Raw genomic sequence first — 14,085 nt, 5'->3', positions numbered from 1 at the left:
GCCTTTTGCGGCTGTCCTATCAGGTCAAGCGCCGTGGGTTAAGAGAAATTATTATCGAGCGATGACGGATACGACGCGCTTCATGGATTCGGCCCTCGAAGAGGCCAGGAAAGCGGCGGCACGCGGCGAAGTGCCGATCGGCGCCGTCGTCGTGCTCGACGGCCGGATCGTCGCCGCCGCCGGAAACCGAACCCGCGAACTCAACGACATCACAGCTCATGCCGAGATCGAAGCGATCCGTCAGGCTGCCGCCAGCGTCGGCACCGAACGGCTGACGGGAGCAGATCTCTACGTCACGCTGGAACCCTGCACCATGTGCGCGGCGGCGATCTCCTTCGCCCGAATACGCCGCCTTTACTACGGTGCGGAGGACCCGAAAGGTGGCGCGGTCGACAGCGGCGTGAGATTCTATGCGTCGCCCACCTGCCATCACGTCCCGGATGTCTATTCCGGCCTCGCCGAGCGGGAAGCCGCCGATATCCTTCGCGATTTCTTTGCCGGCAAGCGTTAGATCATTTCATTGTTCCGTTGAAGCAATGCAATGAACCAACCCTTTGAAACTGCACAATTCCGGACGGAAAACCGTTAAACACTTTCCCTGGAATTGCTCTAATCGCCGCAGCGGTCAATTCTCGGCAAATGCCTTCAGCGCCGCCCCCGCGAGCCGGTAACGCTTCCATTCCGACATGGGCTCCGCGCCGATCGCCTCATAGACCCGGATGGCCGGCTCGTTCCAATCGAGAACGCTCCATTCGAAGCGATCGCAGCCTTCGGCGATGGCGGTACGCGCCAGATGCTTCAGAAGCAGCTTTCCAGCACCAGACCCACGGTATTCAGGCGTGACATAAAGGTCTTCGAGATAGAGACCCTTGCGCGCCTGCCAGGTGGAGTAATTGTAGAACCAAATGGCGAACCCGGCAGGTATTCCGTCGACCTCGCAGATGATCGCACGGGTAATGGCGTCCGGACCGAAAAGCGAAGCTTGCAAGCGTTCGACCGTCGCCTCGACTTCATGCTCCGCCTTTTCGTAGATCGCGAGTTCCGTGATGAAGCGCAGAATCGTTTCCGCATCTTCCGGGACCGCGTTGCGAATGCTGGCTGCCATGGCTTAGAACGGCCACCACCATTTGCTGCCGCTGTTGGCGATCTGCGCCTCCTTCTTGCGGCGGCGCTCCTTCACCTTTTCCGGCTCGCCGAGATCCGCTTCGGCGCCCTCCGGAAGACGGCGGTATTCGATCGGTGGATCGCTCAAGAAACGGCGCTTGTCCGAATACGCCCCCATCTCGAGCTTGCGGGCCTCCCGATAGGCCTCCTGTTGCTCGTTGGCCGAAAGACGGCGGCCATTGGCGCTCGCCTTCGCCAGCGGCGAGACATAGTTGGGATCGTTCTTGTTGGCCTCGGCCTCTTCACGCAGGCGCTGGCGGACTTCCTCTGGCGACTCGACCCACTCCGGGTTGGCTTCGCGGCTTGCCAGCGACTTCTGCGGCTCGATCAAGGCAGTCTGCTGTCCTTGCGGCGGCAGCACGAGCGCCGGGCGGGGTTGATATTTGACCGGATCGCGCTTCGGCGGGGCGAGGCTCACGGCGCTGCCGAGGTCGTCGAGCAACTGTTCGCCGGCCGTCTTGTCCGTGCCGTAGGTTGGACCGCCGATGCAGCCCGACAGCACCAGGCCGCCCGCCACGATGGCGGCAATGCTGGCAACAACTCGCAACTCTCGCGTCATTTCCATGAATTTCCTTCCAGCCAGCCGCACATCACATGCCGCGGCCACTCAGCGCCCCTTGGCCGAAAAATCCGCCAAATTTCGGGCAGGGTTGTACCGGATGAACGCGGCAAGCGCAATTCATCCGGTAAAACGATACGTTAAGGCTTGAAACCGAGTTCCCTCAGGGCACCTGCATCGCGGGCGGAAACGTCCGGATAGAGCGGGTCGGACCCGACATCCCTAGTGATTCGCCAGGAGCGGGCGCACTTCTGGCCCTCGGCCAGTCTCGGCACGACACGGACCCTGGCAACCTCGGGCAAGGCGAAGGCATCGGCCGGTCCTTCGGAGCCGACGATCTCGATCGCCGATGTGATGCAGATCTCGGCAAAGTCCTGACCCTCGAGCGCCTGGCGCAAATCGGCGTCCGCCACATGGACGACAGGCGCCGCTTCCAGCGACGAGCCGATGCGCTTGTCCTTGCGTTCGATTTCCAGTGCACCGGTCACGACCTTGCGGACCTCGCGGATCTTGCGCCACTTCTCGGCGAGCGCATCGTTGCGCCACTCCGTCGGCACGGCCGGGAACTGCTCCAGATGCACCGAGACGGCTTCCGGATTGCGCGAAAGCCAGGCTTCCTCGGCGGTGAAGGGCAGCATCGGCGCAAGCCAGGTCACCAGGCAATCGAACAGCGTGCGGATGACATGCAGCGCGGCGCGGCGACGGATGGAGGACGGTGCGTCGCAGTAAAGCGCGTCCTTGCGGATATCGAAATAGAAAGCGGACAGCTCGACATTCGAGAACTCGATGAGCGCACGGGCGATCCGCTTGAAGTCGAAGGCGTCGTAGCCTTCGCGCACCAACCGGTCGAGTTCGGCCAAGCGGTGCAGCATCAGCTGTTCGAGTTCCGGCATGTCTGACAGCGCGATCACCTCGCCCTTGTCATGCGCGAGCGTGCCGAGCATCCAGCGGACAGTGTTCCTGAGTTTGCGGTATGCGTCGATGTTGGTCTGGATGATGGTCTTGCCGAGACGCTGGTCTTCCCAGTAGTCCGTCGTCATCACCCAGAGGCGCAGGATGTCGGCACCGGCATCCTTCATCACCTCCTGCGGCGTGACGGTGTTGCCCTTCGACTTCGACATCTTCTCGCCCTTCTCATCCATGGTGAAGCCATGGGTGACGACGGCGTTGTAGGGCGCGCGGCCCCGCGTCGCGCAGCTTTCGAGCAACGACGAGTGGAACCAGCCGCGGTGCTGGTCAGAACCCTCGAGATAGACGTCGGCCGGCCATTTCAGGTCGGGCCGATCCTCCAGCGTGAAGGTGTGGGTCGAACCGGAATCGAACCAGACGTCGAGAATGTCCATGACCTGATGCCACTTGGCATGGTCATGATCGTTGCCGAGGAAACGCTCCTTGGCGCCTTCGGCAAACCAGGCGTCGGCGCCCTCCTTCTCGAAGGCTTCGAGGATGCGCGCGTTGACGGCGTCGTCGATGAGGATTTCGCCCTGGTCGTCGGCAAAGATCGCGATCGGCACGCCCCAGGCGCGCTGGCGCGAAAGCACCCAGTCGGGCCGCTGCTCGATCATCGCACGCAAGCGGTTCTGGCCGGCACCGGGCACGAAGCGGGTGCCGTCGATCGCCTTCAAGGCGCGCGAGCGCAAGGTCGTGCCATCACCGAAGTCCTTGTCCATGTAGACAAACCACTGCGGCGTGTTGCGGAAGATGACCGGCTTCTTCGACCGCCAGGAATGCGGATAGGAGTGCTTCAAGCGACCACGAGCAAAGAGCGCGTGGCGGGCAATCAGCGCCTTGATCACGCGATCATTGGCGTCGCCCTTCTTGCCCTTGTCGTCGATAACACGACCTGCGCCGCCTTCCGCGTCCGGCCCGAAGCCCGGTGCATCGGCGGTGAAATAGCCGGCATCGTCGACCGTGAACGGGATCGCAGAGGAGATGCCGCGCGCCTCGAGGGCCCGGGCGCTGTCCATCCAGGCATCAAAGTCTTCGCGGCCGTGACCGGGAGCCGTATGAACGAAGCCGGTACCGGCATCATCCGTCACGTGATCGCCGTCGAGCAGCGGCACATGGAAGGCATAGCCGCCGCCGAGACCGTGCAGCGGGTGGGCACAAGTGACTGCCCTGAGCTCGTCTGCCTCGATATCGCGGACGAAATTGAACGTCACCTTCGCCTTGGCGGCCGATTCGTCAGCAAGACGCTTGGCGAAGATCAGTCTTTCGCCCGGCTGCGGGCCGTAGTCGTTTTCGGCCGTCGCGACTTCATAGAGACCATAGGCATAACGGGACGAATAGGCGATCGCCCGGTTGCCGGGGATCGTCCAGGGCGTGGTGGTCCAGATGACGACGAAGGCGCCGGCGAGTGCATCCGGACCTTCGACGACCGGGAACTTCACCCAGATCATGTCGCTTTCGACATCGGCATATTCGACTTCGGCCTCGGCGAGCGCCGTGCGCTCGACGACCGACCACATGACCGGCTTCGAACCGCGATAGAGCTGGCCGGCTTTGGCGATCTTCATCAACTCGCCGGCGATGCGGGCTTCCGCATGGAAGTTCATCGTCGTATACGGCCGCTCGAAATCACCTTCGATGCCAAGGCGCTTGAACTCCTCGGTCTGGACCTCGATCCAGCCGCTGGCGAAGTCACGGCACTCCTTGCGGAACTCGTTGACCGGGACCTCGTCCTTGTTCTTGCCCTTCTCGCGGTACTTTTCCTCGATCTTCCACTCGATTGGCAGGCCGTGGCAGTCCCAACCCGGGACGTAGTTGGCGTCGAAGCCACGCATCTGGAACGAGCGGTTGATCACGTCCTTCAGGATCTTGTTCAACGCATGGCCGATATGGATGTTGCCGTTGGCGTAGGGCGGGCCGTCATGCAGCACGAACTTCTCGCGCCCGGCAGCCGATGCCCGGAGTTTCTTGTAGAGGCCCATCTTCTGCCAACGGGCAACCGTTTCCGGCTCCTTCTGCGGCAGACCGGCGCGCATCGGAAACTCCGTCTGCGGCAGATAGAGGGTGGAAGAATAGTCGATCTTTTCAGCGGTCTCGGTCATGGTTTTCGCAATCGTCTTTTCCGCGCGGATCCGTCACGCATGCGGAAGGGTTCGGTCTTTCGAAGATGATGGGGGCGTTGAAAACGCCAAAATCCCGGACCTTCCGGCGCTGCCTAGTGCGCGCGGAAAGCCGGGCCAATAATTCGCAGATCGATGATCGCTCGATGGTGCCGGATCATAGTGGCGGGTTCTTTAAGGCGTTTTCGGCCTTTTGAAAAGGTCCGCCAACGTCGCGCGACCAAATTCTTTGACAGCGGAAAGGCAGCCTCTTCCAGAGCACTCAGGAGAAGTTGAGCCTTTGGTCGATCTCGCTCAGGGGGGAAACGCCGGCAAGAAGGCGTCGCGCCTCCTCGGCATCGCGCTTGATCTGTTCCATCAGCGGCTCCAGTCCATCGAACTTGAGTTCGTCGCGGAGATAACCGAAGAAGGAAACGCTGCAGACTTCGCCATAGATGTCATCGGAGAAATCGAAAACGAAGGTCTCCAGCAGAGGTTCCCCGTCGCTGTCGACGGTCGGGCGGCGGCCGAAGCTTGCGACGCCGTCATAGAGAGAGCCGTCCGCCCGGCGGAACCGCACGGCGTAGATTCCATTCTTAAGCTCCGCTTCCGGCTGCAGTCTCATATTGGCGGTCGGATAGCCGAGCGTGCGCCCGAGCCGCTTGCCGCCGATCACTTCCGCCTCGACGAGATAACGGTAACCGAGGAGTCCCGCCGCATGCGAGACGTCCCCTTCCGCGAGCAAGGAACGAATGAAGCTCGACGAAATGACGGAAGCGTTTTCGTCGCGGAAGGCATCGACGAGCGTGACGCCAAAACCCTCCCGCTCACCGGCGGCCATCAGGAAGGCCGGGCCGCCTTCGCGCCCCTTGCCGAAATGGAAGTCGAAGCCGGTGACGACATGGGACGCATGCAGCCATTCCCGCAGGATCCGATGGATGAAATCGGACGCAGAAAGCTCGGAAAACGTCCGGTCGAAGGGATATTCGATGACGGCGCCAAAGCCCATGCCTTCGAGGATGCGGGCCTTGAGCGGCGCCGGCGTCAGGCGGAAGACCGGCGTGTCCGGCCTGAAGACCGTGCGTGGATGCGGCTCGAAAGTCAGGACGAGCGCGGGAACGCCGCGTTTCGCCGCCTCATTCAGCGCCCGGTTCAACACCGACTGATGGCCGCGATGAACGCCATCGAAATTGCCGATCGCGATAACGCCGCCGCGCAGGCGCTCCGGAAGCGGATCACGGGTTTCGTTGCGATGAAAAACCGTCATGTCCGTCTTCCCGTCAGCCGAGCCGCGGCATCCACCACTTCGGCGCAGCCCCTTCCCTTTTCAGGAAGGCGGCGAGTTTCGCCTCGTCGGTGCGGCTCTCATGCATGTATTCCTGCGCATGAATGCCTGCGCTGATATAAAGCAGGTCGAAACCCGCGTCCTGCGCGCCCTTCACGTCGGTCGGCATTCCATCGCCGATCGCGATGACGCGGGACAGGTCGAATGCGCCGCGCGCAGCCTTAGCTTCAGCCAAGGCGGCGCGGTAGATCGCGATATAGGGCTTGCCGGCAATGCGGGCCTCGCCACCGAGCTCCTCATAGAGCTTGGCAATGGCACCGGCGCAGGGAATCAGCCGATGCCCGCGCTCGACGACGAGGTCGGGATTGGCGCAGATGAACGGGACCTTCCGTGTGGCGAGCCCCGTCAATGTCGCACGATAATGTTCCGGCGTTTCGGTTTCATCGTCATAAAAACCGGCGCAGACGATGGTCTCGGCATCCTCCGCCGCAACGATCTCTGTGCCGAGGCCTTCGAGCAGCGGAAGATCGCGGTCAGCCCCGATGAAGAAGATCCGTTTCGCCGCGGCCGAGATCAACGCGCGGGTGACGTCGCCGGAGGTAACGATACGGTCATAGGCCTCGTCGGGAACCCCAAGGCCGCGGATCTGCACCTTGACGCCCGGATGCGGCCGCGGCGAATTGGTAATCAGGACGACGGTCAGGCCTCGTGCCCGCGCCTCCGCAAGTGCTTCGCACGCCGAAGCGAAGGCCTGGACGCCATTGTGAAGAACGCCCCAGACATCGCAGAGCACCACATCGTATCGGCTGGTGATTTCCCGAAAACTGTTGATCCTTACGGCCATATCGGCTTCCCGCAAACTCGGCTTCTCGGCTCACATCGCAAGGAAGGGCAAAGAATACAAGCCTCGCGTTCAGAAAAACGCGGCGCTTCCCAAGAATTCGGCCGCACAATGTTGCCGGCAACTCAGAAAGACCTTCGCGGCCTCGGCAAAGAAAGAGCGGGCGTGGGGCCCGCCGGTATTTTCTCGTTCACGTCCGCTTCCCCTTGCCACCGTGCGAGACCCAATCATGCTTCTCCTGGGTGGCATCACGTGCCCAACGGTAAAGCGCATCGTAAAGCGTCATTCCCGCTTCAAGCTGCTCCAGGTCGTCGGAGTACATCCGGGAAAGCCCCAGCGAGACGGCCAGAAGGCCGGCTGCTTCCGCTTCGAGATCGTGCCTGTCGGTGTCCGCTCCACGCACGATCCGCGCGACATGTTCGAGGGCTGGGAAGGAAAGACCGAATTCCTTGACCATCGTATCGAATGTGCAGTCCTCGCCGCGATGGCTCCAGAAGACGCCTTCGATATCGAAAGGTGTCGCGCCAAAACGCTCGCCGACGGCCGAGACCTCCGACGCCGTGACGTAGAGGAAGGTCGCATGCGGATCGACGAAACGGCGGATCAGCCACGGGCAGGCAATGCGATCGATCTTCGGCCGGGACCGGGTGACCCACACGGAGCCACCCGACGGATCGGCGTTCGGCAGGCTCGCGACCGGCACGAGCGGCAGACCTGCCTCGCGCCATGCCTCGACACCGCCTTCCAAAATCTCCGCGGTTGCGCCCGCGTGCCGGAGCCAGGCTGCAACACCCTCGCTGAGCTTGCCGCCGTGCCGGCAGAGGGCGACGACGTTTTGCCCACGGTAGAGCTCCGTCCATTGCCGGGCGCCCGCCTGGGCGCGATGGAAGGAGCCGGGCACGAGATAGGGATCGGCGGCGAGGTCGTCGTCATCGCGCACGTCGATGAGGACAGGTGCTTTAGCGGTTCCGAGAAGCCTGGCCAATTTGTCGGAAGAAATGGAGCTGAAGGATGCCATCGTTTACGTCCTTTAGATGGTTGCTATTGGACGCGAAATTCCGGCATGACGCCTCGTGGGGCATTCGCTTACCCCATGTGATGGTTAAACCAAAAAAGCCCGCGGCGTGTCAACGATCATGGGCAGCAAAAAATCTCGCGCTCGATCCTTGACTCATTTGGCGCACGGTCCTATCTCGGCTGGCGCTAGCACTCGTGAGATATGAGTGCTAACACCCATCCAGTGGATCCATCAGTGATCCGCAGTGTCATTTGATCGAGGGATTAGACAATGGCAAGCACCAATTTCCGTCCGCTGCACGACCGCGTCGTCGTCCGCCGCGTCGAGTCTGAAGAAAAGACCAAGGGCGGCATCATCATTCCGGACACCGCAAAGGAAAAGCCGCAAGAAGGCGAAATCGTGGCTGTCGGTTCGGGTGCCCGTGACGAAAGCGGCAAGGTTGTTCCGCTCGATGTCAAGGCTGGCGACCGCGTCCTGTTCGGCAAGTGGTCCGGCACCGAAGTCAAGATCAACGGCGAAGACCTTCTGATCATGAAGGAAGCCGACATCATGGGCATCATCGGCTGATCGGCCGACACCCTTCAACTTCCGTAATTTGAAACCGGGCACGTCCCGGAACTTCGAAACCAGGAGCTTTCAAAAATGGCAGCTAAAGAAGTCAAGTTCGGCCGTTCCGCGCGCGAGAAGATGCTGCGCGGCGTCGACATTCTCGCCGATGCAGTCAAGGTGACGCTCGGCCCGAAGGGTCGTAACGTCGTCATCGACAAGTCCTTCGGCGCTCCGCGCATCACCAAGGACGGCGTTTCGGTCGCCAAGGAAATCGAACTCGAAGACAAGTTCGAGAACATGGGCGCCCAGATGGTCCGCGAAGTCGCTTCGAAGACCAATGACATCGCCGGCGACGGCACGACGACCGCAACCGTTCTCGCCCAGGCAATCGTTCGCGAAGGCGCCAAGGCCGTTGCTGCCGGCATGAACCCGATGGACCTGAAGCGCGGCATCGACCTCGCCGTCACCGAAGTCGTCAAGGACCTGCAAGCCAAGGCCAAGAAGATCAACACCTCGGAAGAAGTTGCCCAGGTCGGCACGATCTCCGCAAACGGTGAAAAGCAGATCGGCCTCGACATTGCAGAAGCAATGCAGAAGGTCGGCAACGAAGGCGTCATCACGGTCGAAGAAGCCAAGACCGCCGAAACCGAACTTGAAGTCGTCGAAGGCATGCAGTTCGACCGCGGCTACCTTTCGCCCTACTTCGTCACGAACCCGGAAAAGATGGTCGCCGACCTCGAAGACGCTTTCATTCTCCTGCACGAGAAGAAGCTCTCCAACCTCCAGGCGATGCTCCCGGTTCTCGAAGCTGTCGTCCAGAACGGCAAACCGCTCCTCATCATCGCTGAAGACGTCGAAGGCGAAGCGCTCGCAACGCTCGTCGTCAACAAGCTGCGCGGCGGCCTGAAGATCGCTGCTGTCAAGGCTCCGGGCTTCGGCGACCGCCGCAAGGCCATGCTCGAAGACATCGCCATCCTGACGGGCGGCACGGTGATCTCCGAAGACCTCGGCATCAAGCTTGAAAACGTCACGCTCGACATGCTCGGCCGTGCGAAGAAGGTTTCGATCTCCAAGGAAAACACGACGATCGTCGACGGTGCCGGCCAGAAGTCGGATATCGAAGGCCGGGTTGCACAGATCAAGGCCCAGATCGAAGAAACCACTTCGGACTACGACCGCGAGAAGCTGCAGGAGCGCCTGGCCAAGCTCGCTGGCGGCGTCGCCGTCATCCGCGTCGGCGGTGCGACCGAAGTTGAAGTGAAAGAAAAGAAGGACCGCATCGACGACGCACTCAATGCGACGCGCGCTGCCGTTCAGGAAGGTATCGTACCGGGCGGCGGCGTTGCCCTGCTGCGCTCCTCGGTCAAGATCACCGTCAAGGGCGAAAACGACGATCAGGAAGCCGGTATCAACATCGTTCGCCGCGCTCTGCAGGCTCCGGCCCGCCAGATCGTGGAAAACGCTGGTGATGAAGCCTCCATCGTTGTCGGCAAGATCCTCGAGAAGAACACCGACGACTTCGGCTACAACGCACAGACCGGTGAATATGGCGACATGATCGCCATGGGCATCATCGACCCGGTCAAGGTCGTTCGCACCGCCCTGCAGGACGCAGCCTCGGTTGCTGGCCTCCTCGTCACCACCGAAGCCATGATCGCCGAGCTGCCGAAGAAGGACGCTCCGGCAATGCCTGGCGGCATGGGCGGAATGGGTGGAATGGACATGATGTGATAAGGCATCAGCCTTGTCACAGCGATGTTTCAAAGAGCATCGCGTGATCCATTCCGGTACCGGACTGAAAGGGCGGCTTTCGAGCCGCCCTTTTTGTGTTTTGTCAAACCACGCCGCTGATCTCGAACAGGGCGCACGGTAAAAAGAACCCCCGCCCAAATCAGCGCAAAAAATCGTTGAAGTAGGCAAAATACGAACTATAAGGGCGCCCAAAGTGACGCTTGACGCGAGACCGGAGGGCAGACACAACTGAGCGCGCATGTGCGCGTTTTCTTGATGCCGGCTAGTGCACCCGTTTTCGCAGAGAGCATCACCAAGCCTATTGGATATCTGATCGCAACATAGCCGACCTTCTTGCGAAATGACTTCGCTTGGCGGGCTGTCATTTCTGCGCCGGAACTATCGACCAAGTAATCAGCATGGCCGAGGAGCGCGTTCGCCCTCGGGCCAGGCATAGCGGTCTTTCGGAAATGCGTCTGTCCGGCTTGGACACGGATGGTTCGCTGAGGCACATTCTGGGGTAAGCCGTGTTTAAGATCGCAAGAACAAATTCCCTCTCCTCAGGCGTTTACGGGCTCCCGCATCAGGAAATACTTGCGCAATTCTGTGTTTCCGAAGGCTGGTCGGGCGATCTCACCACAGGTCTCTTCATCCTCGGTGACAGGGCTGCGGCCATTCACGGTCTGCGCGACAACGAATGCGGATTGCTCAATTTCGTCCGCTGTTACGATCCGGCCGATCGCAATCACGTGCTCGAACTTTTCGAGCAGGCGGCAACGTCCTGCTCGACCTTCTGCTTTTCCACGACGATCGTCCTGGAAACAGGGCAAAAGCAGCCGGTCTTCTGCATCGGTGAGTCGTCCGGTCTCGAAGAGCGCTATTCAGGCTCGATGGCAGGGGTCTTCTTCTTCCCGCGTTTTATGGTGGAAGGCGCGCAGGTTGTGCTGAGGCAATAGATCATTTCATTGTTTCATCGAAACAGTGAAATGATCTAGTCGCATCAAGCGACAGCGGCTTGCACCCGAGTGCCGACGACGGCGCTGATGGGCGCGGGTCGCCCGAGCAGGTAGCCCTGCGCCTCGTCGCAACCCTCCGCTTGAAGGATCTCGAGCTGGCTCTGCGTTTCGACGCCCTCGGCGAGGACCGGCACGGAAAGGCTTTGTCCAAGGGCGAGAATGGCCCGGACAATCGCTTTCGCCTGAGGACTGCCCTCGACCTCCCACATGAAGCTCTTGTCGAGCTTGATCTTGTCGAAAGGAAACGACCGCAACGTCTCCAGCGACGAGTAGCCGGTGCCGAAGTCATCGATGGCGATGGTGACCCCAAGCTCCTTGATCTGGCGCAGCGTCAGCAGCGCGCGTTCCTTATCGTCGATGATGGTAGACTCTGTGATCTCGAGTTCGAGCCGCTTCGGGCTGAGCCCGGTTTCCGCGAGCACCTGCTGGACGAGGCTGACGATGTCGCCATTGGCCAGTTGCACCGGCGAAAGGTTGACGGCAATCTTGTGTTGGCTGTCCCAGCCGACGGCCCCGCGGCAGGCCTCGCGCAAGACCCATTCGCCGATCGGCAGGATCGCGCCGCACTCCTCCGCCAACGGGATGAATTCGTTTGGCGGCACCATGCCGCGCTCGGGATGGTGCCAGCGCAACAGCACCTCATAGCCGGTGACGTCGCCCGTCATCACCGATTTCTGCACCTGATAGTGAAGCGCCAGTTGCTTCTTTTCGACGGCGTCCCAGAGGTCGTTTGCGAGTGCCCTGCGCTTGCGGGCGGCCTCGTCCATGGAAACCTCGTAGAAGCAGACCGTCTGGTTCAACGCCGCCTTGGCGCGATACATGGCGAGATCGGCATTGTTGATCAGTGTGTCGGCGGTCTCCGCGTCCTGCGGATAGATCGCGACGCCCATGCTGCCGCCGGATTTCAGCTCGAAATCGCCGAAGCGCATTTCCTCATGCAGGCAGTTTTCGATGCGCCGCAGGAAATCATTGAGTTCGGCAAGCTCTTCGAAACGCTTTACTGCCGCGAACTCGTCGCCCCCAAAACGCGCAACGAACTCGCCATCCTGAAGAAACGCCTTCATCCGTTGCGCGAGCGTGACCAGCACGAAGTCGCCCGCCGCGTGGCCGTGCAGATCGTTGACTTCCTTGAACTTGTTCAGGTCGATGCCGATGACGGCCACCTTGCGCGAGAACCAGGCAGCGGCGTCGAGCTCCTCCTCGAGGTAGCTGTTGAACTGCAACCGGTTGGGTAGCCCCGTCAGGCTGTCGTGTCGGGCGAGGAACGAAATCTGTTCCTCAGAGTCCAGTCGCTCGGTGATGTCTTCGTAAGTGGAGACCCACCCGCCGTCCGGCAGCATGCGGTGCTTCGTCAGGATCGAGCGCCCGTTCGGCAGTTTCTCGACGAGATCGGCTCCGCCCTTGCCGACGATGTCGATCCGATGTTTCTGATAGGCTTCCTCCGCCTTGGCCTTCGCCACCGCAGGATCGGGATAGGCCCGGGCAAATGCCCGATCGAGAATTTCCCGGAATGTCAGCCCCCTTCCGGCGAGCGACTCGGGGAGGCTGAAGATTTCGAGGCAACGCCCGTTCGAAACCAGCAGGCGGTCGGCACTGTCGAACAGGCATATGCCCTGCGTCATGTTCTCCAGCGCAATGTCGAGATTCTTGCTGACCTCGGCGATGCGGTCGGCGTTCGCCTTTTCCTTGGTGATGTCCTTGGCAATCTTGATGAAACCGGCGTGCCGTCCGCCTTCATCGATGATCGGTTCGATAACCACATGCGCCCAGAAGCGCGTACCATCCTTGCGGAAGCGCCAGCCTTCCGCCTCATATTTCCCGTTGAGAAGGGCGAGGTGCAGTGCCTGTTGCGGCAGCTTCGCCTCTCTTTCTTCCGCTGCGTAGAAGCAGGCGAAGTTCCTGCCGATGATCTCGTCGGCAGTGTACCCCTTGTTCGCCTCGGCGCCCGCATTCCAGCTGGCCACATGGCCTTCGGTGTCGAGCATGCAGATCGCATAGTCCTTGACGCTGCGGACGAGGCGGGCAAAGTCCATATCCGAGGCGGCGGCCAGGCTCTCCGCCTGCCGGGCGAAACCGGCGGCAATCAGAACGATCGACAGCAGGAAGAAAACCGTTCCGGCAATGACGAAGGCCAAGAGATGCGGCTGTATCATGCCTCGGCTCGCCTCGGCCGCCGGGCCAGCCTCGATCGTCACCGCGCCCATCGCGGTGAAATGCAGTGCCACGATGCCAAGGGTCATTGCCGCCGTGGCAAGGAGCTTGACCCTCAGCCGCTGATTACCGTGGGCGACCGCGAAGAGCGCTGCCACGTCGAACAGCGATCCGGCAAGGATCGAAACGATGACGAGCGTCGCGTCCCAGCGGATGGAGCCGTTCACTTCAAGTGCCGTCATGCCGAGAAAGTGCATCGAGGCGACGCCGGCGCCAAGCACCAGACCGCCGAACAGCCAGCCGCCGCGCCCCGCCACATAGGTCGCGATGCCCAGCGCCGATGTGGTCAGGACAATTGCCACCGCCAGCGACAGCGTCGTGAGGTCGACCTGATATCCGACCACGACACCCGGATCGTAGGCAAGCATGGCGATGAAATGGGTCGCCCATATCCCGAAGCCGCTGGCGATACCGGCGGCGGCGACCCAGACTGCGCGTGGTCTGCCGGTCGCAGCGCGCGCATGCTGAAGCAAGGTGACCGCGCCGAAACTCGACAGGAAGCAAATCAACGCCGCCAATACAACCAGTCGCGGATCGTGTTCCACCGCGAGGCATGTCAGGATCTTGAACATCACGGATCGCCCAAACAAAGCAGTACGCGGACGCAGATCGCCCGCGCCGCCTCGTCGTATCTGTTGGCGTTTGGCCGTTTAAGGAAGCGTGA

General features: G+C 61.3%; 11 protein-coding genes. 4 read left to right on the top strand and 7 right to left on the bottom strand.

The window, feature by feature from the left end; all coding sequences use genetic code 11:
* The first annotated feature begins 61 nt into the window (after positions 1-61).
* Positions 62-511, top strand: a complete 450-nt coding sequence (locus tag QN224_RS03695) for a nucleoside deaminase (protein WP_283975577.1) — start codon at positions 62-64, stop codon at positions 509-511.
* A 114-nt stretch (positions 512-625) separates the two neighbouring features.
* Here the strand turns inward: QN224_RS03695 and QN224_RS03690 are convergent, their stop codons facing one another.
* The 6 genes from QN224_RS03690 to QN224_RS03665 all read right to left on the bottom strand — a co-directional run bounded on the left by QN224_RS03690 (position 626) and on the right by QN224_RS03665 (position 7,914).
* Complete coding sequence (locus tag QN224_RS03690) at positions 626-1,105, bottom strand: GNAT family N-acetyltransferase (RefSeq protein WP_283975576.1); 480 nt, start codon at positions 1,103-1,105, stop codon at positions 626-628.
* A gap of 3 nt (positions 1,106-1,108) precedes the next feature.
* Entirely contained in the window at positions 1,109-1,729 is a 621-nt protein-coding gene (locus QN224_RS03685; RefSeq protein ID WP_283975575.1) for a hypothetical protein, read from the bottom strand.
* Positions 1,730-1,863: 134 nt separating this feature from the next.
* Entirely contained in the window at positions 1,864-4,773 is a 2,910-nt protein-coding gene (gene ileS, locus QN224_RS03680; RefSeq protein ID WP_283975574.1) for an isoleucine--tRNA ligase, read from the bottom strand.
* A 280-nt stretch (positions 4,774-5,053) separates the two neighbouring features.
* Positions 5,054-6,037, bottom strand: coding sequence for a bifunctional riboflavin kinase/FAD synthetase (locus QN224_RS03675; RefSeq protein ID WP_283975573.1), 984 nt, complete (start codon positions 6,035-6,037; stop codon positions 5,054-5,056).
* A 13-nt stretch (positions 6,038-6,050) separates the two neighbouring features.
* A complete protein-coding gene (locus QN224_RS03670; RefSeq protein WP_269277673.1) occupies positions 6,051-6,899 on the bottom strand; it encodes a TIGR01459 family HAD-type hydrolase in 849 nt (282 codons plus the stop codon).
* A gap of 187 nt (positions 6,900-7,086) precedes the next feature.
* Positions 7,087-7,914: a sulfurtransferase/chromate resistance protein gene (locus QN224_RS03665; RefSeq protein WP_283975572.1), complete on the bottom strand. Its 828-nt coding sequence runs from the start codon at positions 7,912-7,914 to the stop codon at positions 7,087-7,089.
* Positions 7,915-8,184: 270 nt separating this feature from the next.
* On the opposite strand from QN224_RS03665, the gene groES reads away from it, so the two are divergent.
* From groES to QN224_RS03650, 3 genes are all read left to right on the top strand, one after another.
* A complete protein-coding gene (gene groES / locus QN224_RS03660) occupies positions 8,185-8,481 on the top strand; it encodes a co-chaperone GroES (protein ID WP_012706990.1) in 297 nt (98 codons plus the stop codon).
* Positions 8,482-8,556: 75 nt separating this feature from the next.
* A complete protein-coding gene (gene groL, locus QN224_RS03655; RefSeq protein ID WP_173510721.1) occupies positions 8,557-10,194 on the top strand; it encodes a chaperonin GroEL in 1,638 nt (545 codons plus the stop codon).
* 527 nt (positions 10,195-10,721) lie between these two features.
* A complete protein-coding gene (locus tag QN224_RS03650) occupies positions 10,722-11,150 on the top strand; it encodes a hypothetical protein (RefSeq protein ID WP_283975571.1) in 429 nt (142 codons plus the stop codon).
* Between the two features lie 44 nt (positions 11,151-11,194).
* On the opposite strand, the gene QN224_RS03645 is transcribed toward QN224_RS03650, so the two are convergent.
* Positions 11,195-13,993 carry an EAL domain-containing protein gene (locus QN224_RS03645; RefSeq protein WP_283975570.1) on the bottom strand — a complete coding sequence of 933 codons (2,799 nt, stop codon included), beginning with the start codon at positions 13,991-13,993 and terminating at the stop codon, positions 11,195-11,197.
* Between the last annotated feature and the right edge of the window lie 92 nt (positions 13,994-14,085).

It is taken from the genome of Sinorhizobium sp. 7-81, from assembly GCF_030124405.1.
Taxonomy (GTDB): Bacteria; Pseudomonadota; Alphaproteobacteria; order Rhizobiales; family Rhizobiaceae; genus Sinorhizobium; species Sinorhizobium psoraleae.
This window is presented reverse-complemented; position numbering and strand designations above follow the sequence as displayed.

Bases quoted from the DNA above. Each gene is read 5' to 3' on its own strand.
- QN224_RS03695 (WP_283975577.1), top strand. From the start codon at position 62: ATGACGGATACGACGCGCTTCATGGATTCGGCCCTCGAAGAGGCCAGG.
- QN224_RS03670 (WP_269277673.1), bottom strand. From the start codon at position 6,899: ATGGCCGTAAGGATCAACAGTTTTCGGGAAATCACCAGCCGATACGAT.
- ileS (WP_283975574.1), bottom strand. From the start codon at position 4,773: ATGACCGAGACCGCTGAAAAGATCGACTATTCTTCCACCCTCTATCTG.
- groL (WP_173510721.1), top strand. From the start codon at position 8,557: ATGGCAGCTAAAGAAGTCAAGTTCGGCCGTTCCGCGCGCGAGAAGATG.
- QN224_RS03685 (WP_283975575.1), bottom strand. From the start codon at position 1,729: ATGGAAATGACGCGAGAGTTGCGAGTTGTTGCCAGCATTGCCGCCATC.
- QN224_RS03645 (WP_283975570.1), bottom strand. From the start codon at position 13,993: ATGTTCAAGATCCTGACATGCCTCGCGGTGGAACACGATCCGCGACTG.
- QN224_RS03675 (WP_283975573.1), bottom strand. From the start codon at position 6,037: ATGACGGTTTTTCATCGCAACGAAACCCGTGATCCGCTTCCGGAGCGC.
- QN224_RS03690 (WP_283975576.1), bottom strand. From the start codon at position 1,105: ATGGCAGCCAGCATTCGCAACGCGGTCCCGGAAGATGCGGAAACGATT.
- groES (WP_012706990.1), top strand. From the start codon at position 8,185: ATGGCAAGCACCAATTTCCGTCCGCTGCACGACCGCGTCGTCGTCCGC.
- QN224_RS03665 (WP_283975572.1), bottom strand. From the start codon at position 7,914: ATGGCATCCTTCAGCTCCATTTCTTCCGACAAATTGGCCAGGCTTCTC.